This is a genomic window from Kaistella polysaccharea (genome assembly GCF_020410745.1).
Classification (GTDB): Bacteria; Bacteroidota; Bacteroidia; order Flavobacteriales; family Weeksellaceae; genus Kaistella; species Kaistella polysaccharea.
This window is the reverse complement of the sequence record NZ_CP084528.1, coordinates 2527085-2551377: the sequence shown is the minus strand read 5'-3', so window position 1 is coordinate 2551377 and position 24293 is coordinate 2527085. Positions and strand designations below refer to the sequence as shown.

General features: G+C 37.1%; 22 protein-coding genes. 7 read left to right on the top strand and 15 right to left on the bottom strand.

Annotated features, from left to right (window positions below; all coding sequences use genetic code 11):
• Positions 1 to 128: 128 nt before the first annotated feature.
• From LC814_RS11805 to LC814_RS11795, 3 genes are all read right to left on the bottom strand, one after another.
• Positions 129 to 2207: a M13 family metallopeptidase gene (locus tag LC814_RS11805; protein ID WP_226064142.1), complete on the bottom strand. Its 2079-nt coding sequence runs from the start codon at positions 2205 to 2207 to the stop codon at positions 129 to 131.
• Between the two features lie 238 nt (positions 2208 to 2445).
• Complete coding sequence (locus LC814_RS11800; protein WP_226064140.1) at positions 2446 to 4521, bottom strand: M13 family metallopeptidase; 2076 nt, start codon at positions 4519 to 4521, stop codon at positions 2446 to 2448.
• Between the two features lie 95 nt (positions 4522 to 4616).
• Positions 4617 to 5279, bottom strand: coding sequence for a head GIN domain-containing protein (locus LC814_RS11795; protein WP_226064138.1), 663 nt, complete (start codon positions 5277 to 5279; stop codon positions 4617 to 4619).
• A gap of 178 nt (positions 5280 to 5457) precedes the next feature.
• On the opposite strand from LC814_RS11795, the gene LC814_RS11790 reads away from it, so the two are divergent.
• Genes LC814_RS11790 through pdeM form a run of 4 tightly spaced genes read left to right on the top strand, consistent with a single transcriptional unit; the run spans position 5458 to position 11187 of the window.
• A complete protein-coding gene (locus LC814_RS11790; RefSeq protein WP_226064137.1) occupies positions 5458 to 6477 on the top strand; it encodes a ligase-associated DNA damage response exonuclease in 1020 nt (339 codons plus the stop codon).
• Positions 6478 to 8058, top strand: a complete 1581-nt coding sequence (locus LC814_RS11785; protein WP_226064135.1) for an ATP-dependent DNA ligase — start codon at positions 6478 to 6480, stop codon at positions 8056 to 8058.
• 34 nt (positions 8059 to 8092) lie between these two features.
• A complete protein-coding gene (locus LC814_RS11780) occupies positions 8093 to 10546 on the top strand; it encodes a ligase-associated DNA damage response DEXH box helicase (RefSeq protein ID WP_226064133.1) in 2454 nt (817 codons plus the stop codon).
• Positions 10543 to 11187 (top strand): ligase-associated DNA damage response endonuclease PdeM, encoded by a 645-nt coding sequence (pdeM, locus tag LC814_RS11775; RefSeq protein ID WP_226064132.1) that lies wholly within the window; start codon positions 10543 to 10545, stop codon positions 11185 to 11187. The genes LC814_RS11780 and pdeM overlap by 4 nt, the downstream gene beginning before the upstream one ends.
• A 174-nt stretch (positions 11188 to 11361) precedes the next feature.
• Here the strand turns inward: pdeM and LC814_RS11770 are convergent, their stop codons facing one another.
• Positions 11362 to 12615 carry a CinA family nicotinamide mononucleotide deamidase-related protein gene (locus LC814_RS11770; RefSeq protein WP_226064131.1) on the bottom strand — a complete coding sequence of 418 codons (1254 nt, stop codon included), beginning with the start codon at positions 12613 to 12615 and terminating at the stop codon, positions 11362 to 11364.
• Between the two features lie 89 nt (positions 12616 to 12704).
• Positions 12705 to 13247 (bottom strand): lipocalin family protein, encoded by a 543-nt coding sequence (locus LC814_RS11765; protein ID WP_226064130.1) that lies wholly within the window; start codon positions 13245 to 13247, stop codon positions 12705 to 12707.
• Between the two features lie 269 nt (positions 13248 to 13516).
• Between LC814_RS11765 and LC814_RS11760 the strand changes: the two genes are divergently transcribed.
• Both LC814_RS11760 and LC814_RS11755 read left to right on the top strand, forming a co-directional pair.
• Positions 13517 to 14023, top strand: a complete 507-nt coding sequence (locus LC814_RS11760) for a pyridoxamine 5'-phosphate oxidase family protein (RefSeq protein WP_226064129.1) — start codon at positions 13517 to 13519, stop codon at positions 14021 to 14023.
• A 23-nt stretch (positions 14024 to 14046) separates the two neighbouring features.
• Positions 14047 to 14523 (top strand): Dps family protein, encoded by a 477-nt coding sequence (locus LC814_RS11755; protein WP_226064128.1) that lies wholly within the window; start codon positions 14047 to 14049, stop codon positions 14521 to 14523.
• Positions 14524 to 14591: 68 nt separating this feature from the next.
• On the opposite strand, the gene LC814_RS11750 is transcribed toward LC814_RS11755, so the two are convergent.
• The 3 genes from LC814_RS11750 to LC814_RS11740 all read right to left on the bottom strand — a co-directional run bounded on the left by LC814_RS11750 (position 14592) and on the right by LC814_RS11740 (position 17005).
• Positions 14592 to 15431, bottom strand: a complete 840-nt coding sequence (locus LC814_RS11750; protein WP_226064127.1) for a dienelactone hydrolase family protein — start codon at positions 15429 to 15431, stop codon at positions 14592 to 14594.
• Positions 15432 to 15532: 101 nt separating this feature from the next.
• Positions 15533 to 16399 carry a lipoyl synthase gene (lipA, locus tag LC814_RS11745; protein WP_226064126.1) on the bottom strand — a complete coding sequence of 289 codons (867 nt, stop codon included), beginning with the start codon at positions 16397 to 16399 and terminating at the stop codon, positions 15533 to 15535.
• Between the two features lie 48 nt (positions 16400 to 16447).
• Positions 16448 to 17005, bottom strand: coding sequence for an RNA polymerase sigma factor (locus LC814_RS11740; RefSeq protein ID WP_226064125.1), 558 nt, complete (start codon positions 17003 to 17005; stop codon positions 16448 to 16450).
• 108 nt (positions 17006 to 17113) lie between these two features.
• Between LC814_RS11740 and LC814_RS11735 the strand changes: the two genes are divergently transcribed.
• Positions 17114 to 17410 carry a hypothetical protein gene (locus LC814_RS11735; RefSeq protein WP_226064123.1) on the top strand — a complete coding sequence of 99 codons (297 nt, stop codon included), beginning with the start codon at positions 17114 to 17116 and terminating at the stop codon, positions 17408 to 17410.
• 62 nt (positions 17411 to 17472) lie between these two features.
• Here LC814_RS11735 and LC814_RS11730 read toward each other — a convergent pair whose 3' ends face one another.
• The 7 genes from LC814_RS11730 to LC814_RS11700 form a co-directional block, all read right to left on the bottom strand.
• The gene (locus tag LC814_RS11730; protein WP_226064122.1) at positions 17473 to 17892 is read right to left on the bottom strand and encodes a cytochrome C; all 420 of its coding nucleotides are present in this window, start codon (positions 17890 to 17892) and stop codon (positions 17473 to 17475) included.
• Positions 17893 to 17909: 17 nt separating this feature from the next.
• Positions 17910 to 18170 carry a hypothetical protein gene (locus LC814_RS11725; RefSeq protein WP_226064121.1) on the bottom strand — a complete coding sequence of 87 codons (261 nt, stop codon included), beginning with the start codon at positions 18168 to 18170 and terminating at the stop codon, positions 17910 to 17912.
• Between the two features lie 34 nt (positions 18171 to 18204).
• Positions 18205 to 19197 (bottom strand): cbb3-type cytochrome c oxidase subunit II, encoded by a 993-nt coding sequence (locus tag LC814_RS11720; RefSeq protein ID WP_226064120.1) that lies wholly within the window; start codon positions 19195 to 19197, stop codon positions 18205 to 18207.
• Positions 19198 to 19206: 9 nt separating this feature from the next.
• Positions 19207 to 20958 carry a cbb3-type cytochrome c oxidase subunit I gene (locus LC814_RS11715; protein ID WP_226064119.1) on the bottom strand — a complete coding sequence of 584 codons (1752 nt, stop codon included), beginning with the start codon at positions 20956 to 20958 and terminating at the stop codon, positions 19207 to 19209.
• Positions 20959 to 21005: 47 nt separating this feature from the next.
• Positions 21006 to 21440, bottom strand: a complete 435-nt coding sequence (locus tag LC814_RS11710) for an RrF2 family transcriptional regulator (RefSeq protein ID WP_226064118.1) — start codon at positions 21438 to 21440, stop codon at positions 21006 to 21008.
• A gap of 97 nt (positions 21441 to 21537) precedes the next feature.
• Entirely contained in the window at positions 21538 to 22404 is an 867-nt protein-coding gene (locus LC814_RS11705; protein WP_226064117.1) for a DUF72 domain-containing protein, read from the bottom strand.
• A 133-nt stretch (positions 22405 to 22537) separates the two neighbouring features.
• Complete coding sequence (locus LC814_RS11700; protein ID WP_226064116.1) at positions 22538 to 24193, bottom strand: ribonucleoside-diphosphate reductase subunit alpha; 1656 nt, start codon at positions 24191 to 24193, stop codon at positions 22538 to 22540.
• Positions 24194 to 24293 lie beyond the last annotated feature (100 nt).

Below are 24293 nucleotides of genomic sequence, written 5' to 3'. Positions count from 1 at the left end.
AAGCTAAGCAGATGATGAAATTTTCAAAATGAAAACATTCACAAAGTCTAAACCGTTTTGATTAGAGTAAAAAAACCCTTTCAGCCATTAAAGGTTGAAAGGGTTTGAGAATATTTTTAATTCGGTTTTTACCAAATTTTTATTCTTTCTTCCGGAGCTCTATACAATTTGTCACCCGGTTTCACGTCGAATGCCTTGTAGAATGAATCTTGATTCACTAAAGGAGCAAACGCGCGGAAATAACCCGGAGAGTGTGGATCGGTTTTTACCTGATTCACCATATACTGCTCGGTAGATTTCGTTCTCCAAACAGTTGCCCAGCTCATAAAGAATCGTTGATCCTGAGTAAGACCGCTGATTAAACCCGGGTTACCATGGTCTTTCAAATACATTTGCAATGCGGTATACGCAACTGCTACTCCACCTAAATCACCGATATTTTCCCCACTTGTGAACTTACCGTTGATGAAACTCCCTTTCACCGGTTCGTATTCATTATATTGGTTGGCTAATTGTCCCACTTTTGCATCAAAGTTTGTGCGGTCAGCTTCAGTCCACCAATTATTTAAATTTCCGTCACCATCAAATCTGGATCCTGAATCATCAAAACCATGAGAAATTTCGTGACCAATTACAGCACCGATTCCTCCGAAATTTACGGCAGGATCTGCTTTAAAATTAAAGAATGGCGGTTGCAAAATTGCTGCCGGGAAAACGATTTCATTGTTAGAACCGCTGTAATAAGCATTTACCGTTTGGGGCGACATTCCCCATTCTGTTTTATCTACAGGTTTTCCTACTTTATCTAAATTCTTGGCATATTGCCATTCGGTGATGTTTTGTAGGTTTTTATAATAGGTTCCACCTTGTGCTGGACCTGTAAGTTGTAATTTCGTATAGTCTTTCCAAGTATCCGGATAAGCAATTTTGACCGCAAATTTAGAAAGTTTTTCCTGGGCTTTCACTTTTGTTTCTGGAGACATCCAATCATTCTCAGCGATATGTTGCTCGAAGGATTTTTTAAGATAACTGATGTACGTCTCCATCTGTGTTTTTGCTTCTGCCGGGAAATATTTCTCTACATACAATTTTCCGAAAGCTTCTCCTAAAACACCATTAATAACTCCCAAACCTCTTTTGTTCATCGGTCTTTGTTCTTGCTGACCCTGAAGATATTTTGAGTAGAAATTAAAGTTTAAATCATCCAACTCCTTATTTAGATTTCCCGCATTCGACGAAACCATTCGGGCTTTCATATATTCTTTGATCAGCGGAAGATTTTTAGAATTCATCCAAGAATCCATATTTTTATAATACTTCAACTCGCTGACGATTACTTTGTCGGTATTTACGCCGGCATCACTTAAGTATTTCGGTAGATTGATATTGGAAACCAATTTTGAAAGTTCCGGGATCGTTTTCGGATTGTACCGTAGGTTTGCATCACGATTTTGTTCATTCGTCAATAAATCCTGCGCGAGTTTCTTTTCGAAATTTACAACACGCTGTGCAGACTGATCTGCATTTTTAGAACCAATGGCTTCAAAAATTTGCGTCAAGTAATTTTTATATTCACCTAAAGTTTTAGTGTTAGCCTCATTTTCTTTCTGATAATAATCGCGGCCCAAACCTAATGAAGCGCCACCCAAATACACCGCATTCATCACCGAATTTTTCATATCAGCACCTACACGCCAAGCGTAGAAAGGGTTATCGCCCGTTTTGGTCGCTTGTGTTAGATAGTTTTGTAAATCGCCAATTGTTTTAATATTATCAATTTTTTGTAGATCATTTTTAATGGGACTTAGTCCATCGGCGTTTCTTTTATCCCAATCCATGTAAGTGCCGTAAAGATTCTGGATCTTCTGTCCTTCAGAACCTGCAGCGAAATCATCGGTAAGGATTTTATTAAGAATTTCCAAAGACGCATTATCCACGTCTTCTCTCAAAGCGTTGAAACTTCCCCAACTTGATTTGTCGGACGGAATTTCAGCTGTCTTCATCCAGTTTCCATTCACATAATTAAAGAAGTCATCTTGTGGACGAACGGTGGTATCCATATAAGAAAGATTTAAACCTTCTTCTGCCACTACTTTATTTTCTACCGGAGCCTGCTCGGTTTCCGGAGCGACGGTTTTCGTGGTAGCACACGAATTTAGGAATACGATTCCCGAAAATGCGAGTACAGTAATTGTAATTTTTTTCATAAGCCTGTAATTGAAATTTTTATTGGTACTCGTAAAGATAGCAATTATTTTATATTTTAAAATCTACTTTTCAGAGGATTATGGTTGCGTAAGGGATTGCAGCGGCATCCCCGCCGTGGCGGGATATAGCGGAAAGCCCGACCTGAATGAGGGAATAAAATTCCCCTGTGAAGGATACGCCCAAAAAAAATCACCCAAATTAAATTGAGTGATTTTATAAAAATAGTTTCTGATTATTTTACCAGATTTTCACACGATCTTCCGGCTTTTTGTAAAGTTTATCACCAGGCTTCACATCGAAAGCTTTGTAGAAAGCATCGGTGTTTACCAAAGGTCCAAACGCGCGGTATAATCCTGGCGAATGTTCATTCGTTTTAATTTGATTGATGAGCGCAGCTTCTTTTTGAAGCGTTCTCCAAACGGTTGCCCAACTCATAAAGAATCTTTGTTCTTGGGTATAACCGCTGATCAATCCTGGATTCCCATGATCTTTCAGATACATTTGCAGCGCATCGTAAGAAATATTTACACCTCCTAAATCGGCAATATTTTCTCCGTTTGTAAATGTTCCGTTAACGAAAGTACCTTTTACGGGCTCGAATTTATCGTATTGAGCCGCAAGTGCTTTCGTAGCTTTTTGGAAGTTTGCTTTATCAGCTGGCGTCCACCAATCAACCAAATTTCCGTCTGCATCAAACTGCGAACCTGAATCATCAAAACCGTGCGTGATTTCGTGTCCAATTACGGCTCCAATTCCACCAAAATTGATGGCAGCATCTGCATTTGGATTAAAGAAAGGCGGTTGTAAAATTGCAGCCGGGAAAACGATTTCGTTGTTTACCGGGTTGTAATATGCGTTTACAGTTTGTGGCGTCATTCCCCATTCGGTGCGGTCCACAGGTTTTCCCACTTTTTCTAAATTTCTGTCATATTGCCAAGAGGAAATGTTTTGTAGATTTTTATACAATGATCCTCCGCTTTCTTTTGAATTAACAGTCAGCTTTGAATAATCTTTCCACGTATCTGGATAAGCTACTTTTACGGTGAATTTATTGAGCTTATTTAATGCTTTTTCCTTTGTTACTGAGGACATCCAGGTTAAATTGCTGATGTGCGAAGCGAAGCTTTTTTTCAGATATCCAATAAGTTCTACCATTTGAGTTTTTGCTTCTGCAGGAAAATATTTCTCTACATACAACTTCCCAAAAGCTTCTCCCAAAGAACCGTTGATAAGTTCAAATCCTCTTTTATTTTGCGCCCGTTGCTCATCTTGACCCCGTAAATATTTACCGTAGAAATTAAATTTCATATTATCCAAATTTTCAGAAAGATAACTGGCACTGCCAGAAAGCAAATGGAACTTCATATAATCCTTAATTAACGGAAGATTTTTTGCGTTTAAAAATTTATCTAGATTCTGGTAATATTTTAGTTCTCCAATTATTGCTTTGTCTGTATTTACACCAACTGCGCTCAGGTATTTCGGCAAGTTGACGTTTTTAACCAGCTTTGCAAGTTCGGGCATTGTGCGTGGGTTATATTGTAAAGTTGCGTCCCGAATTTGCTCATTGGTTAAGTAAGTCTGCGCCATACTTTTTTCGAAATTCACAATATTTTCTGCGGTAACTGCAGGATTTTTATATCCTAAAACATTCAACATTGTGGATACATATTTCGTATACTCTGCCAAAGTTTCCGTGTTTTTAGGATTTACTTTCTGGTAATAATCTCTTCCCAAACCCAAACTACCTTCACCCAGATAAACCGCATTCATGGTAGAGTTTTTTAAATCTGAAAAAACACCCCAGGAGTAGAAAGGATTTTCACCATCTTTCGTGGCTCCAATTAAATAATTTTGTAAATCTGCGACTGTTTTAATGGCGTCGATTTTAGCCAAGTCAGACTTGATCGGAGAAATACCATCCGCATTTCTTTTGTCCATATCCATGTACGTACCGTATAAATCCTGAATTTTCTTGCCTTCACTGCCCGCTGCAAAATCATCTTTCAGCAGGGAATTAAGAATCGTCATCGAATTGTTGTCTGTATCTTCAGCAAGTTTGTTAAAACTTCCCCATGTCGATTTATCAGCTGGGATTTTCGCGGTTTTCATCCAACTTCCATTCACGAAGTTATAGAAATCATCTTGCGGCCTTACCGACTTATCGATGGTTGATAGATCTAATCCCTGTTCGGGAACTTCTTTCACCATTTCTGTATTCACAGAAGGTTCAGCCGGCACCACCTTCGAGGCGCAGGAATTTAAGGCGATTATTCCGGCAAACGCCAGAATACCAATATTTAAATTTTTCATAGAGCGTACTTTATTATTTAGTCAAAAAATAGTTTTATTTGTTACAAGTAAAGGTCATAAAAAAAAGCCATTCGTGATGAATGACTTTAAATTATTTATTTGAAAGTGATTTTACCGCCAATCACATTTTTAAATTTTCGATCTTCAGGATCACCATATACATCTATGATCCCGCCGGCGCGCGTTGTTGCGTTTACAGCCTCAGTTGCAAAAACATCAGCGATACCGCCGGCATTTGCCGTAACAGTAGCACTTTGCGATTCTAAAGTTTGGCCGTTAAATTTTCCACCCGAATTCACCACGATATCCTGATAATCCGCATTTCCCGTAACTTTAATTTCTCCACCAGAATTTGTTTTTACGTTCAATTTTCCCGTGTTAATATCCAAAATAATCTTTGAACCTTCATTGGAAGTTAAAGTCAGCATTTTCGCTTCAGTTGTTTCAGGAGAACTTACTGTGGAACCTTGACTTGCCTGAATATCATTCAAATTCTGATAATAAACCTTTACCGAAACTTGATCTCCCTGCAAAAGGCGAGTTGGTGCCATTCTGATTTTCAACTCCCCGTTTTTATTTACGGTTTCCACATCTGCGTCACCGCTTGTACTTTCCACTTTGCTTTCCGAAGATGGAATAAGAACCACCGTGATTTTATCATACACTTTCAAAGAATTAAATTCACCCACATTTCTACTGAATTGAGCAAAAGAAAGCTGGAACAATCCCAACATTAAACCTACCGCAACTTTTTTCATAACTTTTAATTTAATTAAAACAACGGTTTTTACAGCAGTTTTATTTTGAACCAATGCGATATTTCCAAATTTTATTCAACGAAACGTACTTTAGGATGTTAAACGGAATACTTTTTAAACCGAGAAAGGTTCAATTTTTGAATAGCAATAATCTTCCAAAATTACTTTTCCGCTTTCTATGAAATCAAAAACCTTCATCAAATTAACCGACAAAGGAATCTATTGTGTTCCCGGGAAATTTTATATTGATCCCTGGAAACCCGTAGATTTGGCTGTAATTTCACACGGACATGGTGATCATGCACGGTGGGGAATGAAAAAATACCTGTGTCACCATTTTACCAAACCTATTCTTCTGCATCGTATCGGCGAAGATATTGAAGTCCAGACCGTGGGTTATGGGGAAGAAATAATGATTAACGGTGTTAAAGTCTCCATGTATCCCGCTGGACATATTATAGGTTCTGCCCAAATAAAAATGGAGTACAAAGGGTATATTATTGTGTTCTCCGGCGATTACAAAACAGATGACGATGGATTATCAACTCCTTTTGAACTCGTTAAATGCCATGAATTTATTACCGAAAGTACTTTCGGACTTCCCATTTACAATTGGCTGAAACCGCAGGAATATTCTGAATTAATGAAAACGTGGGTGCAGCAGAATCGAGAGAATGGAAAAACTTCTGTTTTCATTGGTTATTCCTTAGGAAAAGCCCAGCGGATCATGAAGTCAATTGAAGGAAGTGGAAAAATATTTGTTCATCGTTCCATTGGGAAACTCAATGAAGGAATGGAATCTGTCGGTATCGATCTGCCGGAATACGAAACTTTAGATTTTCTGGAAAGTGTGAAACATGCAGATGGTGAGATTGTAATTTTACCGCCGGCTTTATTTGATTCCAACATTATTAAAAAAATACCAAATCGTGCGACTGCCATTTGTTCTGGCTGGATGCAGGTTAGAGGTTCTCGTAGGTGGCGCTCAGCTGACGCCGGTTTTGCAATTTCTGATCATGCAGACTGGAATGGTTTAATCAATACCGTGAAAGCTACCGAAGCTGAAAAAGTGTATGTAACACACGGACAAACAGCTGTTTTCTCCAAATATTTAAATGAGATTGGAATTAATGCGGTAGAATTAAAAACCATTTTCGGCGACGAGGAAACGACCGAAAAAGAATTGATAGAAAACTAGATGAAAGATTTCGCAAACCTTATCAATGCGCTCGACAGCACCAATAAAACTACGGCAAAGGTCGAAGCCATGGTTTCTTACCTTCAGATTGCCGATGCTAATGACAAGTTGTGGTTTCTTGCTTTATTTACAGGAAAAAGACCGAAAAGACCTGTAAATACCAATCTTTTAAAACAATGGGCTCTAGAAATTACGCAGCTTCCCGAATGGTTATTTATTGAATCTTATTCATCTGTTGGCGATTTGGGCGAAACATTATCATTGATTCTTCCCAATGCCGAAAATGAAATCGAAAAATCATTAACTCAATGGATGACTGAATTGGTTGCGCTAAAAGATCAGACCGAAGAAGAGAAAAAGAAATATGTTTTAGAATCCTGGAACGGTTTGAACCATGTTGAACGGTTTATATTCAATAAGCTAATTGGCGGAAGTTTTCGGATCGGAGTATCGAAAAAGTTGCTGATTAACGCACTTTCAAAATTTTCGGCAGTTGATGGTAATATTCTGATGCATTCCATTATGGGAAAATGGAAAATGGAGGAAGAAAATTTCGATGATCTTATTCAGGGAACGAACATTAATCCTGATGCTTCCAAACCTTACCCTTTTTGCTTGGCTTATCCTTTGGAAAAAGAAACTCAAGATTTGGGCGATAGAAATAATTGGCAGGCAGAATTTAAGTGGGATGGCATTCGCGGACAATTTATCAAACGAAATGACGAAATTTTCATCTGGTCGCGCGGGGAAGAACTCGTTACGGAACAATTCCCAGAGATTGTCGCTGCTCTTAAAGAGGTAGAAGGCAACTTCGCCATTGATGGAGAAATCTTAGTGGTAAAAGAAGATAAAGTTCTCAATTTTAATGAATTACAGAAGCGCCTAAACCGCAAGACGATTCCGAAGAAAATGTTGGAAGAGCTACCAGTTCATATTTATGTTTATGATATTTTGGAACTTGAGTTTGAAGATTTGCGGGAAAGACCACTCTCCGCAAGACGTTTGCTTTTAGAAAGTTTGATTCAAAATTCACCGGTCGATCGCATCCGAATTTCAGAAATTGTTAATGCAGATTCCTGGGAGGGTTTGGCAGAAATCCGGGAAAATTCCCGTGACAATAATTCCGAGGGTTTGATGTTGAAAGAAAATAATTCGCACTATCATGCCGGTAGGAAAAAAGGCGACTGGTGGAAATGGAAAGTGAGTCCTTTGACCATCGATGCGGTTTTGATTTACGCGCAAAAAGGCTCTGGACGACGAAGCAGTTATTACACTGATTATACATTCGCAGTTAAGAACGAAGATAAGTTGGTAACGATTGCTAAAGCTTATTCGGGACTGACGGATAAAGAAATTATGGAAGTCAGTAAATTCGTGAATAAAAATGCGATTGAAAAATTCGGGCCTGTACGTACTGTAAAACCAGAATTAGTTTTTGAAATTGCCTTTGAAGGAATAGGATTTAGTAGCCGTCATAAGAGTGGAATTGCTTTACGATTTCCAAGAATTGTTCGTTGGCGTCGCGATAAAACCGTAGATGAAATTGATGAACTTGAAGAAATTAAAAAACTAATTACCTAATCTAATCCGCCACGACCAAATTTTCATTTAAATAATGACCGAGAAATTTAAAAATTCCACAGGTTTCCAAATCATCAAAAAATGGATGGATTCTCAAGATCGGGAACCCTTTGGTTTTCAGTCTGAAACGTGGTTTAAATTTTCTAATAATTACTCGGGAATGGTCATCGCACCCACAGGTTTTGGAAAGACGTTCTCTGTATTTTTAGCAGTAGTTATTGACTACATGAATCATCCGGATAATTATAAATCCGGCATGAAACTTCTGTGGATCACGCCACTTCGTGCTCTAGCAAAAGACATTGCCAAAGCCATGAGCGAAGCTTTAGAAGACATTGGACTGGATTGGGAAGTTTCCGTGAGGAATGGCGATACGCCGACTGCTGTTCGCGCGAAGCAGACGAAGAAAATGCCGGATATTTTAATCATCACGCCGGAAAGTCTGCATTTGCTTTTGGCTCAAAAACAACATCAAAAATTCTTTAATCATTTGCAATGCATTGTTGTAGATGAATGGCACGAATTGCTCAGCTCGAAACGCGGCGTAATGACAGAATTGGCAGTTTCCAGGATATTTAGTTATCAGAAAAAACTAAGAATCTGGGGAATTACAGCAACCATCGGAAACCTCGACGAAGCCATGGACGTGCTTATTCCTTATGATATCAAGAAAACAAAAATCGTTGCAAAAGAAAAAAAGAAAATTGAAATAAAATCAGTCTTTCCCGATGATGTTGAAGTTCTTCCCTGGGCCGGCCATTTGGGAACGAAACTCGCGGATAAAATTATTCCAATTATTCTCGAAAGTCAAACTACTTTGGTTTTCACCAATACGAGAAGTCAGGCTGAAATGTGGTATCAGGTATTATTGAACACGCATCCGGATTTTGCAGGGCAAATCGCCATTCACCACAGTTCCGTAGACAAAGATATTCGAATTTGGATTGAGGATAATCTGTCTTCGGGATATTTAAAAGCCGTTATTTCAACCTCTTCTTTAGATTTAGGCGTCGATTTTAAACCAGTTGATACTGTAATTCAAATTGGTTCCAGTAAAGGAATTGCGCGATTTCTCCAGCGTGCAGGCCGAAGTGGTCATTCCCCTTTTGAGACCTCAAAAATATATTTTGTCCCGACGCATTCTTTGGAGCTGATTGAAGTGGCAGCTTTAAAGGAAGCTGTTAAGCAAAATAAAATCGAACCGCGGGAACCTTTAGTTTTATGTTATGATGTTTTGCTTCAATTCGTCATAACACTCGCTGTCGGCGATGGTTTTGAAGAAAAAGAAACCTTTAAGCAAATTACTGCGACTAATGCATTTAGAGATTTGTCGCCGGAAGAATGGACCTGGATTTTGACATTCATTACCATAGGTGGAAAATTAAAAAATTACGAAGAATACCATAAAGTTGTCGTCGAAAATGGTCTGTATAAAGTGACTTCTCGCAGAATCGCAATGTTGCATCGAATGAATATCGGTGCGATTGTGAGCGACTCTATGTTGAAAGTGAAGTTTTTCGGTGGTGGCTATATTGGAATGATCGAGGAATATTTTATTTCAAAATTAAAGAAGAACGATAAATTTATTTTGGCTGGACGAGTGCTGGAAGTTTCGCATGTTAAGGAAATGACAGTCTTTGTTCGGAACTCCAGCGGAAAAGGAATTGTGCCGAGTTATTTGGGCGGAAGATTACCATTGTCGTCTTATTTGAGTGGATTTTTAAGACAGAAATTATCAGAGTCTTTAGACGCAAAATCATCAGAAAAAGAACTTCGCTTTTTACATCCGCTTTTGGTGAGCCAGCAAGAGAATTCTCATATTCCCAGTGAAAAAGAGTTTTTGGTAGAACGCATCAAAACCCGCGAAGGCCATCATTTATTTATGTATCCTTTTGAAGGAAGGTTGATTCATGAAGTGATGTCCGCCTTAATCGCCTATCGTATTTCCAGAATTACACCGATATCCTTTTCTATTGCAATGAATGATTATGGTTTTGAACTATTTTCAAAACTGGAAATTCCTTTAACGGAAGAAAATATCAACGAAATATTATCAAAAGAAGATTTAATTCGCGATGTGATGGCTTCTGTGAACTCCACAGAAATGGCAAGACGAAAGTTTCGGGATATCGCTGTAATTTCTGGAATGGTGATCCGCACTTATCCCGGACAGCAGAAAAACAATAAAAATTTACAGTCGTCATCTGGATTAATATTTAATGTTCTGGAAGATTACGATCCGGAAAACTTATTATTAAAACAAGCTTATTCTGAAGTGTTTTTTCAGCAAATTGATGAAGGAAGATTGGTTGATGCTTTCAATCGAATTCATGAAAGTGAGATTATTATTAAAAATTCAAATACCTTTACGCCCTTAAGTTTCCCTATAAAAGTGGACAGTCTGCGTCAAAGTTTAAGCAGTGAAGATTTGAAAGCCCGGATTTTACGAATGAAAGTGGAAGCCATGAAAAAGAAAATGAAAAAATGACCCTTCAGACCATAGAAAAAACAGTTCACGACCAAAACCTCATTTTTACAAATCAACGTGCCTTATTCTGGACTGAAAACAAATCCTTAATTATCAGCGATTTGCATTTAGGTAAATCGGCATATTTCCGGAAAAATGGAATTCCCGTTCCCTCGGATATTCTGGAAGATGATTTGGAAAGACTTGATTTTTTAATTCAACATTTTGACGCCAAAAAACTCATTGTTGTGGGTGATTTCTTACATTCGGGAAAGAATGCAGATTTCAATATTTTTGAAGCCTGGAGAACTATAAACCTCAGTTTGAAGATTACTTTAATTAAAGGAAATCACGACGTTCATAGAGCAAATTTTTTACATGATCTGGATATCTCAATTGAGGAAAATTCTCTGATCATCGAACCTTTCACCTTCATTCACATTCCAGAAAATAAGGAAAAGCAGTTTTCAATTTCCGGCCATCTTCATCCGGGCGTAACTGTAAAATTAGAAAAAAGAAAGTCGGTGCGTTTGCCGTGCTTCCGCATCTCAGAAAATCAGTTGATTTTGCCGGCGTTTAGTAAATTCACAGGATTAGATACGCAGTCTTGTCAGGATTTCGACTGTATTGCGTTTACAGATGATCTTATTTTTGAACTTTAAATTTGAAAAACCACAGAAGTCACAAAAGTTGAAGTTCAAAAAAAATCAAACTTTTAACCCGCTAAATAATTTCAATTACTTTTGGAAGAGAGAAAAATGAATTTTTTTGTGACTTTACTTCACCTTTCTATTTTTTTAAGGAATCAAGTGAATCTCCGATTTGTGCTTAATAAATCAATAGTTTTCGTGGAGTAAAATTTCCACTAAGTCTTGTAAAACTCTTTGTGAAACAAAATTCGCGAAATCATTCCGTTCAAAGTGTGGAAGATTCAAACGACGGGTTTTCTCGAAATTATTAACACGAATAGAATAGAAAGCAGTTCCTATTTCATTATTAAATTCATCAGAATCTGGACCGGCGACACCTGTTGTAGAAAGCGCGATCTGTGTTTTAAAAAGCGTTTGCGCGCCCGCCGACATTTCCTGCGCAACTTCTTCCGAAACCACTGTTTTCTCTTGAATTGTTTTTTCTGAAACTCCTAATATTTCTATTTTCTTGTGGTAATCATAAGCGATAATTCCTCCTGAAAAATAAGTAGAACTTCCTGATATTGAAGTGAGTAATCTTGAAAGTTCACCGCCGGTGCAACTTTCCGTCGTGGAAACAGTGAGTTTTTTGTCGTCTAGAATTTCTTTTAAAATTTCTTGAATATGGTCACCATTCCAGGAAATAACATTTTCGCCGATAAGTGGTTTTAGTTTTTGAGCTTCAGTATCGATTTTGACTTGTAATTCTTCTTTACTTTTTCCCTGCGCAGTCAAACGCAACTTAATTCGGTTTCCGACGGGAAGATAAGACAACGAAATATCTTTTGGCAAAGCCAGTTCCCAGGATTCAATTTGTTCTGATAACAGACTTTCTGGAATACCAACGACGGAAATAGTTTGCGTAACAATATGGTTCAAACCGAACTTATTTGCAAGGAAGGGAATGATTTTATCTTTGATTAAAGGTTTCACTTCGAAAGGAACTCCAGGAAGACAAATGACGATTTTTCCATTTTCCTGAATCATCTGACAAGGGGCACTTCCATTTTCATTTTGAAAAATGAACGCTTTTCTTAAAACTTCTGCCTGTGGTTTATTCAATTCCAAAAGATGACCGCGATTTCTTTTCTCGAACAATCTGCGGAGATGGTCGAAAGTGGCAGGATCTAGAATTATTTCGTCGTTAAAGAATTCTTTGAAAGCAGTTTTCGTTTTATCATCTTTTGTAGGACCTAAACCACCCGTTGTGATCACCAAATCTGCAAGGTCAAAAGCCGATTTTAAAGTTTTTTTTATAGAATTAATTTCATCTGAAATGGTAAATATCTGAACGACGGGAATTCCAATTTTCTTGAGTTCCGTCGCTATAAAATTAGAATTGGTATCAACGGTATTGCCCGAGAGAATTTCGTCACCGATGGTAATGAGTACTGCTTTCATACAAGATTTTAAAATATAAAAATACGGAATTCTACGGCAACGCGTGCGTAAAATCCAGTACGATCTTTAAAAAAATAATTAGAAAGAATTTAATTATCGTGTTCTACCCAAATCAAGTTTTCTGTATTGAAGCCTATTTTTTTTGCTTTTTCAATAAATCTTTGTTTATAAGACTCAGGAATTGTTTTCTCACGCGACATAATCCATAAATAATCTAAATTATTACCAGCGACCAAAGCATATTTGTAATCCTCATCAATATCGATGACATTGTAACCCGCCCAAATTGGTTTAAAAAAAGAAACTTTCAAACGCCCAACATTTTCATTTCCTACAAATTTTGCTTCTCCCGTACTTTCACTCCACTTATTTTTCACGTAATTATACCCTCGATTTTCCACTTTAATATTTCCATTATCCTTTTGGGAATAAGTCGCGGTTACGTTTTTTAGGTTTTTTTCAAAACGGTAATCAAAACGCGCAATCTCATACCATTTACCTAAATATTTATCTGCTTTAAAGTTTTGAACTGCCGCAGCACCTTCTGGAATTCCGACAGAACACGAACTTAATAACCCAATTCCTAAAATTGTGACTGCAACTGGAATTGCTATTTTTTTTAAATTTTTCATATCACTTGTTTTAATGATTAATCAACTGTAATTCTGGTTTATAATGAATCTATGTTTCTATGTTTCATTGAACATAGGCAACAAATATTAAGCCGATAGACACAACTTAAAGTGCTTTCAAATCTAAGAATTCTAAAGATCACTATTTATGAAAAGTTTAACCTTTGTCCCGCAATATATAAGTATGATGGTTTAATATTTGAATACCAAACGCTGTAAAAATCATTGTTAAATTGATGATTGAATATTAACATTAAAACGATAAATAGATGTCTACAGAAAATTTAACTCAAAAAGAAGCTCTTGAAACACTAAAAAAACTTTCTGAAAGTGCAAGAACATGTATGTTCTGTACCGATTTAGATTCTATACCAAACGCATCAAGGCCGATGAGTTTAAAAGAATGCGATGACGAAGGTAATCTATGGTTTTTAAGCAGTGACCAAAGTCATAAGAATTTTGAAATTAAGGAAGACAACCGCGTTCAGCTTTATTTTATGAATAATGAAAATTCTGAATACCTCTCCATTTTAGGGAAAGCATTTATCTACCAAGACCAAAATACCATCGAAGATAAATGGACTCCCATGGCAAATGCCTGGTTTGATGGTAAAGAAGATCCAGACGTTTCGGTGATTCGAGTAACACCAGATGAAACTTACTACTGGGAACCTAAAGTAGGAAAATTTGTATCGATGTTACATTTCGCAATTGCTGCGATTACAGGAACAAAGTCTGATAATGATGACGGAAGAGAAGGAAATTTACACGTTTAATAATAATTTAAAATTTTAAAAAAATGACACCAGATTTAGGAATTACGAAAAAAAACTTAACAGAAGTTCACAAAATTTTAAATAAAGTCTTAGCCGATGGCAACGTACTTTACATCAAACTGAGAAAATTCCACTGGAATTTGTCAGGTGACAATTTTATGGAATTGCATCTGTTGTTTGAAGATCAATACGATGCAGTTGCAGAAGCAGTTGATGCTGTGGCGGAAAGAATAAGTACTTTGGGCGGAATTGCAATTGGAACAACTAGTGAATTTGCAAAAGAATCACAACTGAAAGAAACTCCTGGTAAAGTTCCTGATACTCAAGGAATGTTGAAAGAATTGGTTACCGATCATGAAGCAATTGTAAAATCTTTGCGTGATGATTTAGATAAATGTGAAGAAGATTATAAAGATGCAGGTACCTCTGACTTCCTTAACGGATTGATGCAGAAACACGAAAAAATGGCCTGGAAACTTAGAAAATATTTAAAAGATTAATTCATTCCAAAATACAAAAATTCCCTTTCAATATTGAGAGGGAATTTTTTGTTAAAACAGTTTTTGATTTACTTAAAAATATCTTCAAGAAAAACCTTCATTTCGTTCCATGATTTTTCATCTGCTTCCTTATTGTACGCCACTTTCATGTCATATTTTTTACCGATTTCCGTCGACGCAGGATTTGTAAAAGAATGCAGGGCGTTCGAATAATTAATAAACTTATAATCTATTTTCGCAGAATCCATTTGCTTTTTAAAGGCTGCAATTTCCTCCGCCGGAACATAAGTGTCTGCTTCACCATTACAAACTAAAATTTTAACATCGTTATTTTTTGGTTTTATCCCAGTCATTAAGTTTCCGTGGAAAGAAACTACGCCCTTCAATTCATCTTCCTGACGTGCCATATTTAAAGCTTGTGCACCACCGAAACAATACCCAATGGCCGCAATTTTTTCATAATTGGCATTGGGAAATTTTAGAAGCTGCGCTTTCGCTTTGTCGAACATCAATTTCGCATTAATTGGAATTTTGTAGAAGGGTTCGGCGAGTTTTGTAGCTTGTTCGGGGTTATCAACGGTTTTTCCCTCACCATAGTAATCAACAACCATTGCAAAATATCCCAGTTCAGCTAGTTTCTTCGCGCGATCTTTCACATAATCTGTAACTCCCCACCATTCTGGCAATACCATTACGACTGGTTTTACTTCATCGGCGGCACCTGTATAAGCAACAAATGACTTAAAGTTTTTGCCATCGATATCATAACTTACTTCTTCCGTTGTCATTTTTCCAGAAGTTGATTTTACAGATTTTAAATTGCTGATATCGTCTGTCTTTTTTTCTTCCTGACAGGAAAAAGCAAAAAGAAGTGAACAAGAAAGAAGTGCTATACTGATAATTTTCATGGCGTAAAATTTAAATTATTTTTAAAGATAAGAATTTCTTTCAACGATTATAAAAAAACGCAACCTACGGCTGCGTTTAATTGTAATGTTCATTTTCTAATTTAATGAATATGTTTTTCTGCATGGTAAGAGCTTCTCACCAAAGGCGAACTCTCTACATGTCGAAAACCTAAGCTTCTGGCGAAGTCACCAAATGCGGTAAATTCCTCAGGAGTAACAAATTTTTTCACGGGTAAATGCTTTTTGGTTGGCTGTAAATATTGACCAATTGTAATGACATCTACGTTTGCATTTCTGATATCTTCAATCGTTTGAAAAACTTCCGAAGTCTCTTCCCCTAATCCCAACATCAATCCGGTTTTTGTGCGGTTTTGTCCAGCGGATTTTAAGTAGGAAAGAACTTCCAGACTTCTTTCATATTTTGCCTGAATACGTACTTCTCTCGTCAGTCTTTTCACGGTTTCCATATTGTGGGAAATCACTTCTGGATGAACTTCTATCAAGCGGTCAATATGTTTTGTAATTCCCTGAAAATCTGGGATTAATGTTTCCATTGTTGTTCCAGGAGAGATTCTGCGTACAGCATGTACCGTTTCTGCCCAAAGGATTGAGCCCATATCTTTCAAATCATCACGATCAACCGAAGTTAATACAGCATGTTTAATTTTCATTAATTTGATCGAACGCGCAACTTTCTCTGGTTCTTCCCAATTAACATCTAAAGGCTTGCCTGTTTTTACGCCACAAAACCCACAGCTTCTCGTACAGATGTTTCCGAGAATCATAAAGGTGGCGGTTCCTTCACCCCAGCATTCACCCATATTTGGGCAACTCCCGCTTTGGCAAATGGTGTTGAGTTTATATTTATCAACCAACGTTCGGAGTTCACGGTAATTTTTTCCCGTAGGAAGTTTTACACGAATCCATTTTGGCTTTTGAGTGGTAGTATCTGTTGGAGTTTCAATCATTTTTAGAAATGTAAAAAGCAAATTTACGAATTAAGAAATTGTCTCGTTCTATTCTTCAAAAGAATTATTTTTCAGCAGCGCAGCCAGCAATTTTTTTGCCCGCATAATTCTAATTTTAGTGTTGGCCACCGTGATATTTAATTCTTCTGCAATTTCTTTTATGCTTTTTTCTTCAAAGAAACGCAGCTGTATAATATCCTGATAGTTAACATCTAAACTTTTGATGGTTGCCAAAATCTGTTTTTGATCTTCTTCGGAAATTAATAATTCCTCTGGTGATAACGCGAGTTGATTTTTAAATCCTTCGAAATTATCGGTAGAATCTTCGTTTTCCCGGAATTTCTTACGCCAATAGTCGATAATTGTGTTTTGAGCGATGGTTAAAATCCAGGTTTTAAACTGAAAATTAGGATCGTACAAATCAAGTTTTGATAGTACTTTAGAAAAAACTGAAACCGTAATTTCATCTGCAACATGCTCATCCTGAACTTTTTTCATCACAAAACTAAAAACATCTACCCAAAATAAATTAATTAACTGGGTTTGTGCTTTCTGGTTTTTATTGGCCGCGAAAGAAATGAGTGTAAAGAGATCTTTATTTTTCATGCAGAGAACAAAGATAGCAAATTGTAAAAATCCTGATGATGAATTGTTCTGAAATTGATTTGAAATTTTATTATAAAATCTTACCTTGCACGATAATAGACCCAACATATGAAAACTAAAAAGAAATATAAAAAACAGGTTTTAAAATCACTGAAGAAATTAGCCAAAACAGAATATGATATTTTGGAAACGATGACTAATTTAATGCTCCTTAAAGAATTCAAGGATAATAAAATTGAGTTTAAAGAGGGCGATACGTTTTCTTTTGAAGACAGTATTTTCGATTATAGTGAAGACGATAACATTAGAAATTTGGCAAAACTCCGAAAGAAAATTATGGCAAGTATGCAGGAATTGGTGGAGAACAGCGATTTCAAGGACAAAGAAATTGAGTTTCTTGCCTAGAAATAAAATAACAAAAGCGGTTTCAAATTATTAAAACCGCTTTTTATTTAAGACCCTAAATATTACATTATTCCAGGTAACTTATAAAAGTAAGTAATGCCATAATATGCGGCCCAGCCCGCGAACAAGATGATAATAATCCAGATCCAAACGGGAATGGTCTGTGGAGTTTCGCTTCCTTCGATCACAAAACTCTTCTGATTGCCTTTGTCATAGGCGTTAATCATCAACGGTAAAACGCCATCTACAATATCATTTTCTTTCAATCCTTCCACACTTATGGAAGGTCCGTTTTTTACAGTAAACTGTATTTTCCGTATACCTTCTCTGCCTAGTGTAGATTTACTGATTATTTTCAAAATGTGCTCACCATCAGTAAGTTTCGATGTATCGAAATCAAAAACAATGGGTGTTTCAAGCTCTGCCAAAGGCGTAACTTCATCATCAAGGAAGAGAAAAACAGAACTTTTATCTTTAGTCATCTTTACTTTTTTAGAAGTTAATTTAAAATAGAATTTTTAACATGATCTTTTTCCGTCTCCCCTGGTTTCACCAAATATTTAACGGAATAAATTAATGTATAAACTGTGATTACGGCAATCACCGCGACAATTATCCAGTCAAATTGCCCACGAGGACCAACGCCATGCGTGAAATCTCTCGTAACAGCAGGTTGCTGTAATTTGCAGGCCTCACAAGCGAAGGCAAAATTCATAGCAAAGAGAAAGAAAATAATTGCGGTATTTTTAAAATTTTTCATATCAATATATTTTATAAATTGTCCGGTGACCTCTTTATTTAATTTTATCCATCACTGCTTTTACATCTTCCAGTTTGACTGGTTTGGCATTATTTCCCCAAGATGACCGTTCGTGATTCATGATTGCAGTTACAATTTCAGCGGTGAAGTTTGCATTTTTTCCCACCGCCGGCATTGGCCCATAACCAGGTCTTCCAGTGTAACCTCCCATGATGATATTCACATATACATCAATATCGTCACTCGCCACAATTGGACTCCCTTTCAAAGGTGGGAATGCTCCTGGTAAACCTTCTCCACTTGCCTGGTGGCAGCTGGCGCAATTCGCGGTGTAGAGTTCTCCACCATCTGGTAAATCTGCTGCTCCGCCACCACCTGCTGTTTTCTTAATTTCTTTTTTATAGAGAAAATCTGGTGGTTTTACGCCTTCAGGTAATTTGGTTTGTTTTAAGCTCTGTAAATAAGCCACGAGTTGAAGGGCTTTTCTAGTCGGCACAATTTTTTTGAATTTGTCTTTTAAAAATTCAGGTGGAACTTTTACTTCAATATCCCCTTTTTGTAAGTAATCTTTTTCTTCAAAAAGAAATGAATAAGACGGCATTATAGATTCTTTTACTACAGCACGCGGCTGATACAAATGCAGTAAATGCCAATCAGAACTCGGTTGTCTTTCCCCAATCGCTGTTAAATCTGGACCAGTTCTTTCGGAACCCAATAGGTTTGCAGTGTTACGCCAAACATCCATCCGATGATTTTGAGCATAATCCGCAGGAATACTCGGCCGTGACCCGAAAACTTTATCCATCTCTACCTCACGAACCTGTTGCGTGTGGCAGGCGATACACCCATTTTCTACATAAATTGCTTTTCCTGCAGCCTCATCTTTGGTAAGTGGCTTCGCATCTGGCAAAGGTTTATACACGGTTTGATTGGTAAACGCCGGCAGTATCGCAATCTGTAAAGTAAGAAACAGAAAGAAAACTAAGGCGGTCCAGAAGAGGACTTTATGATTGTTATAAAATTCCATTATTCTAATTTATTTTGTAGGAATATATTCCGTGTTTTTAAGTTGTCGTTTTGCTTCTAAAATTTCGGCAGGCGTTGTAGGAATAAACACTTCTTTCCTCTTGTTAATCATTTTGTAGAAGTTATAGGCAAAAACAAAATGAGAAATCCACATCATTGTACCACCGATCGCTCTCCAAAGCCAGAAAGGCGCCATCATTTTCACACTTTCTATAAATGGTTTACTGTCCATCCACATCAAACCGCGTTGTGTAGAACCAATCATCAAGGAGAAAGTATAGAAGATCAATCCAATTAAAGCCATCCAGAAATGAATTCCGACGGAAAGTTTTGGTGGTTCTTTTCCTGTGATTCTTGGAACCAACGTATAAATAAAGGCCCACAACATGAAGGTGATAATTCCATACATGGTTAAGTGGGAATGCGCAACGGTAAAATCGGTGAAGTGCCAAATTAAATTGGTAAATCGAAATGCTTCTACCGTGCCCTGCATTGAGCCCGTGAAATAGAAAATAATAGAGATGAGATAAAACGGTAAAGTATAACTTGTTTTCAGCTGATACCAGGCACCATTAAATGTTAAAAGGAAATTTGCCGTACCAGCAACAACAGGAATTACCATCCCAACACTGGCAACGATCGCAACAGTTTGCATCCACCAAGGAATGGCGCTAAAAATAAAGTGATGACTACCGATTAAAGTATAAAATAAAATTTGAGTCCAAAAAGCTAAGATTCCTAAACTGTAGGAATAAATTGGTTTGTTTAATTGTTGCGGCAGGAAATAATACATCAAACCCAGACAAAGGAACATAAACCACATCCCAACTCCTTGGTGCATGTAGTATCCCTGAATGATTGTTTCCGCAAGACCATCTTGCCAGAAAGGAATGTAAGCGACAACTAAAATCACCACTACATACATCATCGCAGAAATAATATACCAGTTCGAAACATAAATTTCTTTTGTCGCTCGTTTTGCAACAGTCATTAAAAAATTGTAGAGTGACAGCACAATACCAACAGCAAAAAGTGCCATGATCGGCCAGATATATTCTCTGTATTCACCTCCGCCATTATTAATCCCAGCCATAAGGGAAATTGTTCCCAACAGCACTGCAGAATTCATTAATATTAATGAATAGTACCCAATTTTCAGATTGTGTATTCCTACATTGCTTACACGCGGGATTACATAATAAGCCAGTCCAACCATTGCAAATGAGGCCCAACCCCAAAAAACCATATTGGTATGAACAGGACGAAGCCGCCCGAAACTCAGCCAACTTACATGATCGGCATCAGGCGCTACAAATTTAATTCCCAAATATTCGCCCACGGTGGTTCCGAATAATAGCCAGAAGATGGAAAATCCAATAAAATACAAAATTAAATTGGCAAGTTGTGGTGAGATGTATTTTTGGGGAACAAAACTTTTTTTGGAAGGAATTACACGCAGTTCTTCAACTCTGTTTACATTATAAATAATTCCTTTTTCATCAGAAGGCGGTTGGGTCCCAGATAATTCGTTATCCGGAACTTGGTAGGATTGTGCCTTTTCCTGGCGTTCGTAAATCTGCAGTTCATCCGGAGACATGCTCTGAATTTTCTTTTGAAATTCGCCCAGTTTACGGCGTGCTTTTAAATCCTTATACGTTCCGTAGGTCTTAACGATGGCAATCAGCAGACCCACCAAGACCGGAAGCAAAATAAGCACTAGTGTAATCTGAATCCCCGATTCACCAAAAATTGAATTATTCATATAGAATTATTAAAAGATAAAATTGTCCTTTATTATTGTAAAAAAAACTAACGTTTTAAAAAGGTTACTCCATCTGAAACCTGTTCAGCCAAAGATCGTAATGATGTAGATTCTAAGGTTTCCCGCATTTCATCCCGAATTTGTATAAATTTAAAATGCAAAGGACAGGGTTTTTCAACATCACATTTTCTAAGACCTAAAGTGCAGTCTTCAAAAATTCCATTTCCATCCATTGCCAAAACGATACTCAAAAGTGATATTTTTTCTAAATTATCTAAGGCTACCGAAAAACCACCGGTTGGACCTTTGAAGGAAGATAAAATTTCGGTCCTGGTTAATTTCTGTAATATTTTTGCCATAAATGCAGGTGGTGAATCGGTGTGTTTCGCAACTTCTTTCAAGCTTACTTTCCGATTTTTAAGGGAATTTTTTGCGACGTAAATAGACGCTCGAATCCCGTACTCACATGATTTTGAAAACATATTCCTTTTCCTAAGAACAAATGTAAATAAAAATATAATAAAAGACAATACAGTCCTTTACTATTTTTTAAAAATAATTAAAAGAAAATAGGATCGCTCAGGCCATCACAGGAACATGAATTTTCAGTTTGAATTCTTTATTTACGGCTTCAATAAAGTAAGCAGACAAGAGCGGAGATGCTTTTTCTATATTTTGATGAACGAAAAAATAAACGTTTTTTAAACCTTGTTTCTTCCAGCTTTTTATTCGAACCAACCAATCGTCTAATCTTGTATAATCGCTCGCAGCATTAGCGCCTACATAACGGATGAAAGCTGTAGAAGTAGTCAATCTCATATGAAGCATATCCCGACGGCCCGCGGTATCTACAATAATATTGGTAATGTGATATTTTTCAAAAAGCTCCGTTGTTTTTTTAAAGATATCTTGATCCTCAAACCACTCGGCATTTCTAAGCTCGATCGCAAGTGGAACTTCTTGCGGCCAATCCTGTACGAACTTTTCTAATCTTTCGAAATCTTTAGGTTTAAAACTGTCGCGAAGTTGTAGAAAAGCCATTCCTAATTGTTCGTCGAAATTTAAGACCGCAGTCGCAAATTTGGTCACTGCCTCAGTGATGTTGAGTAATCTTCGGTAATGAGAAACCGTACTTGGAACCTTTGGGAAAAATTTAAAATCTGCGGGTGTTTTTTCTTTCCAGGTGAGAATCTGTTCAGGTGAAGGCATTTTGTAGAACGTTGCATTCAACTCAATGGAATTAAACTGGGTTGAATAATAGGACAACTCATCTTTCGTCCCGCGTGGATAAAATCCTTTCAAATCTTTTTTATTCCAATTTGCGGAACCAATAAAAACATTAAATTCTTTCGACTTATTCTTCTTTAAAACTTTCTCGGTTTTTGGGTGATCTTTTGGCAATTTAAAATCGATCTGCGACGGATCTTCAACTTTTCCGAATTTCATAAGAGGGTGATTTGACTTATAAAGTTAGGAAATTTTGATTTTACCTAAAGATTAAACTTTTTATAATAAAAAACCGCAGAAAAATTCTGCGGTTTGCACTAATGTCTGTGTTCTTTATTCTTTTCTCTGATTCTTACGCTTCACAACTTGAACACGTCACAAAGTTCACCATCAATTCCTTAGAAACAGACGAACTTCTTTGATAATACAAAGATTTCACGCCTTTTTTCCAAGCCTCAATATAAAGGTAATTCACATCTTTCACCGGCATTGTCGATGGAATTTGCAAGTTTAGTGATTGTGCCTGATCAATATATTGTTGTCTTTGTGCAGCTTGAGAAATAATTTCCATGGGAGAAATCTCTCTAAATGTTTTAAAAACTGCTTTTTCTTCTTCAGATAATTCTGGAATATTCTGAACAGAACCATGATTCAACATAATAGTTCTCCACGTATCTTCATTGTCGATTCCTTTTTCTTTTAATAAGATCGCCAAGTATTTATTTTTACGCATAAAGTTCCCTTTCGCCAAACCTGCTTTATAATAATTCGATGCAAATGGCTCAATTCCTGGCGAAGTTTGTCCAAGAATCGCAGAACTAGAAGTAGTCGGCGCGATTGCCATAGTCGTTGTATTTCGCAAGCCATATCCTTTTAACAATTCGGGTTCGCCATAAATATTTGCCAGTTCCTGAGACGCAATAACTGACTGTTCTTTAATTTGGCGGAAAGCTTTTGCGTTGAATTGTGTAGCCTCAAAACTTTCAAATGGAATCATGTTTTTCTGAAGGTAAGAATGATAACCAAGAACGCCCAAACCTAAAGCTCTGTGACGCAAAGCAAAATTGCGCGCGCCGGTCAGGTAATAATTCCCTTCTGTTTTTTCAATAAATTCAGATAAAACTGCGTCCAAGAAATAAATCGCCAACTTCACAGCGTCCGTATCTTTCCACTCGTCATATAACTCTAAGTTCATTGAAGAAAGACAGCAAATAAAGGATTCTTCGGCGCTGGAAGGCAACATAATTTCCGAACACAAGTTACTTGCATTTACGGTCATTCCTAAATCTTTGTAAACTTGTGGTTTATTACGGTTCACATTATCGGTGAAGAAAATATAAGGCAAACCTTTTTGTGCACGGCTTTCTAAAACTCTTGCCCAAATTTTACGTTTGTCCATATCGCCATCGATCATGTCTTGCATCCAATAATCGGGTACACAGATTCCGGTAAACAAATTCTGAATCGGACTTCCAATATCTTTAATGGATAAAAACTCTTCGATATCTCCGTGGTCAACATCTAAATACGCGGCAAAAGCACCACGACGAACGCCACCTTGCGAAACCACATCCATTGCAGTATCATACAATTTCATAAACGAAACTGCGCCCGAAGATTTTCCGTTATCCGTAACCGCTGTTCCCCTATTTCTCAGCTCTCCAAAATACCCGGAAGTTCCGCCCCCAATCTTAGTCTGCATAATTACTTCCCCTAATTTGTGCGTAATTCCTTCAATATTATCCGGAACATGAACATTGAAACAAGAAATCGGCAAACCTCTTTCTGTTCCCATATTCGCCCAAACGGGTGAGGAAAAACTGATCCAGCCTTTGGTAATCATTTCCTCAAAAGCAGGCTGTAATTCGGGTTTATATAATCTTTTCGCAGCAGCAGTCGTAATTCTTTGGATCGCACCTTCTACGGTTTCGCCTTTTAGCAAATAACCGCGGTTCAGCATTTGCTCAGACTCTTCGTTCAGCCACCAGATTTTTGATTGTTCTTCCATAATTTTTTTTCGGTAATCATTTTATTGTACATCGTACAATTGGTTTTAGTTTTTTTAGAAGCTTGAATTGTTCGCTTCTTTTATATTTCTGTCCCGCTTT

Excerpts from the sequence above, each read along its gene's own strand:
- LC814_RS11805 (WP_226064142.1), bottom strand. The coding sequence starts at position 2,207 with ATGAAAAAAATTACAATTACTGTACTCGCATTTTCGGGAATCGTATTC.
- LC814_RS11800 (WP_226064140.1), bottom strand. The coding sequence starts at position 4,521 with ATGAAAAATTTAAATATTGGTATTCTGGCGTTTGCCGGAATAATCGCC.
- LC814_RS11795 (WP_226064138.1), bottom strand. The coding sequence starts at position 5,279 with ATGAAAAAAGTTGCGGTAGGTTTAATGTTGGGATTGTTCCAGCTTTCT.
- LC814_RS11790 (WP_226064137.1), top strand. The coding sequence starts at position 5,458 with ATGAAATCAAAAACCTTCATCAAATTAACCGACAAAGGAATCTATTGT.
- LC814_RS11785 (WP_226064135.1), top strand. The coding sequence starts at position 6,478 with ATGAAAGATTTCGCAAACCTTATCAATGCGCTCGACAGCACCAATAAA.
- LC814_RS11780 (WP_226064133.1), top strand. The coding sequence starts at position 8,093 with ATGACCGAGAAATTTAAAAATTCCACAGGTTTCCAAATCATCAAAAAA.
- pdeM (WP_226064132.1), top strand. The coding sequence starts at position 10,543 with ATGACCCTTCAGACCATAGAAAAAACAGTTCACGACCAAAACCTCATT.
- LC814_RS11770 (WP_226064131.1), bottom strand. The coding sequence starts at position 12,615 with ATGAAAGCAGTACTCATTACCATCGGTGACGAAATTCTCTCGGGCAAT.
- LC814_RS11765 (WP_226064130.1), bottom strand. The coding sequence starts at position 13,247 with ATGAAAAATTTAAAAAAAATAGCAATTCCAGTTGCAGTCACAATTTTA.
- LC814_RS11760 (WP_226064129.1), top strand. The coding sequence starts at position 13,517 with ATGTCTACAGAAAATTTAACTCAAAAAGAAGCTCTTGAAACACTAAAA.
- LC814_RS11755 (WP_226064128.1), top strand. The coding sequence starts at position 14,047 with ATGACACCAGATTTAGGAATTACGAAAAAAAACTTAACAGAAGTTCAC.
- LC814_RS11750 (WP_226064127.1), bottom strand. The coding sequence starts at position 15,431 with ATGAAAATTATCAGTATAGCACTTCTTTCTTGTTCACTTCTTTTTGCT.
- lipA (WP_226064126.1), bottom strand. The coding sequence starts at position 16,399 with ATGATTGAAACTCCAACAGATACTACCACTCAAAAGCCAAAATGGATT.
- LC814_RS11740 (WP_226064125.1), bottom strand. The coding sequence starts at position 17,005 with ATGAAAAATAAAGATCTCTTTACACTCATTTCTTTCGCGGCCAATAAA.
- LC814_RS11735 (WP_226064123.1), top strand. The coding sequence starts at position 17,114 with ATGAAAACTAAAAAGAAATATAAAAAACAGGTTTTAAAATCACTGAAG.
- LC814_RS11730 (WP_226064122.1), bottom strand. The coding sequence starts at position 17,892 with ATGACTAAAGATAAAAGTTCTGTTTTTCTCTTCCTTGATGATGAAGTT.
- LC814_RS11725 (WP_226064121.1), bottom strand. The coding sequence starts at position 18,170 with ATGAAAAATTTTAAAAATACCGCAATTATTTTCTTTCTCTTTGCTATG.
- LC814_RS11720 (WP_226064120.1), bottom strand. The coding sequence starts at position 19,197 with ATGGAATTTTATAACAATCATAAAGTCCTCTTCTGGACCGCCTTAGTT.
- LC814_RS11715 (WP_226064119.1), bottom strand. The coding sequence starts at position 20,958 with ATGAATAATTCAATTTTTGGTGAATCGGGGATTCAGATTACACTAGTG.
- LC814_RS11710 (WP_226064118.1), bottom strand. The coding sequence starts at position 21,440 with ATGTTTTCAAAATCATGTGAGTACGGGATTCGAGCGTCTATTTACGTC.
- LC814_RS11705 (WP_226064117.1), bottom strand. The coding sequence starts at position 22,404 with ATGAAATTCGGAAAAGTTGAAGATCCGTCGCAGATCGATTTTAAATTG.
- LC814_RS11700 (WP_226064116.1), bottom strand. The coding sequence starts at position 24,193 with ATGGAAGAACAATCAAAAATCTGGTGGCTGAACGAAGAGTCTGAGCAA.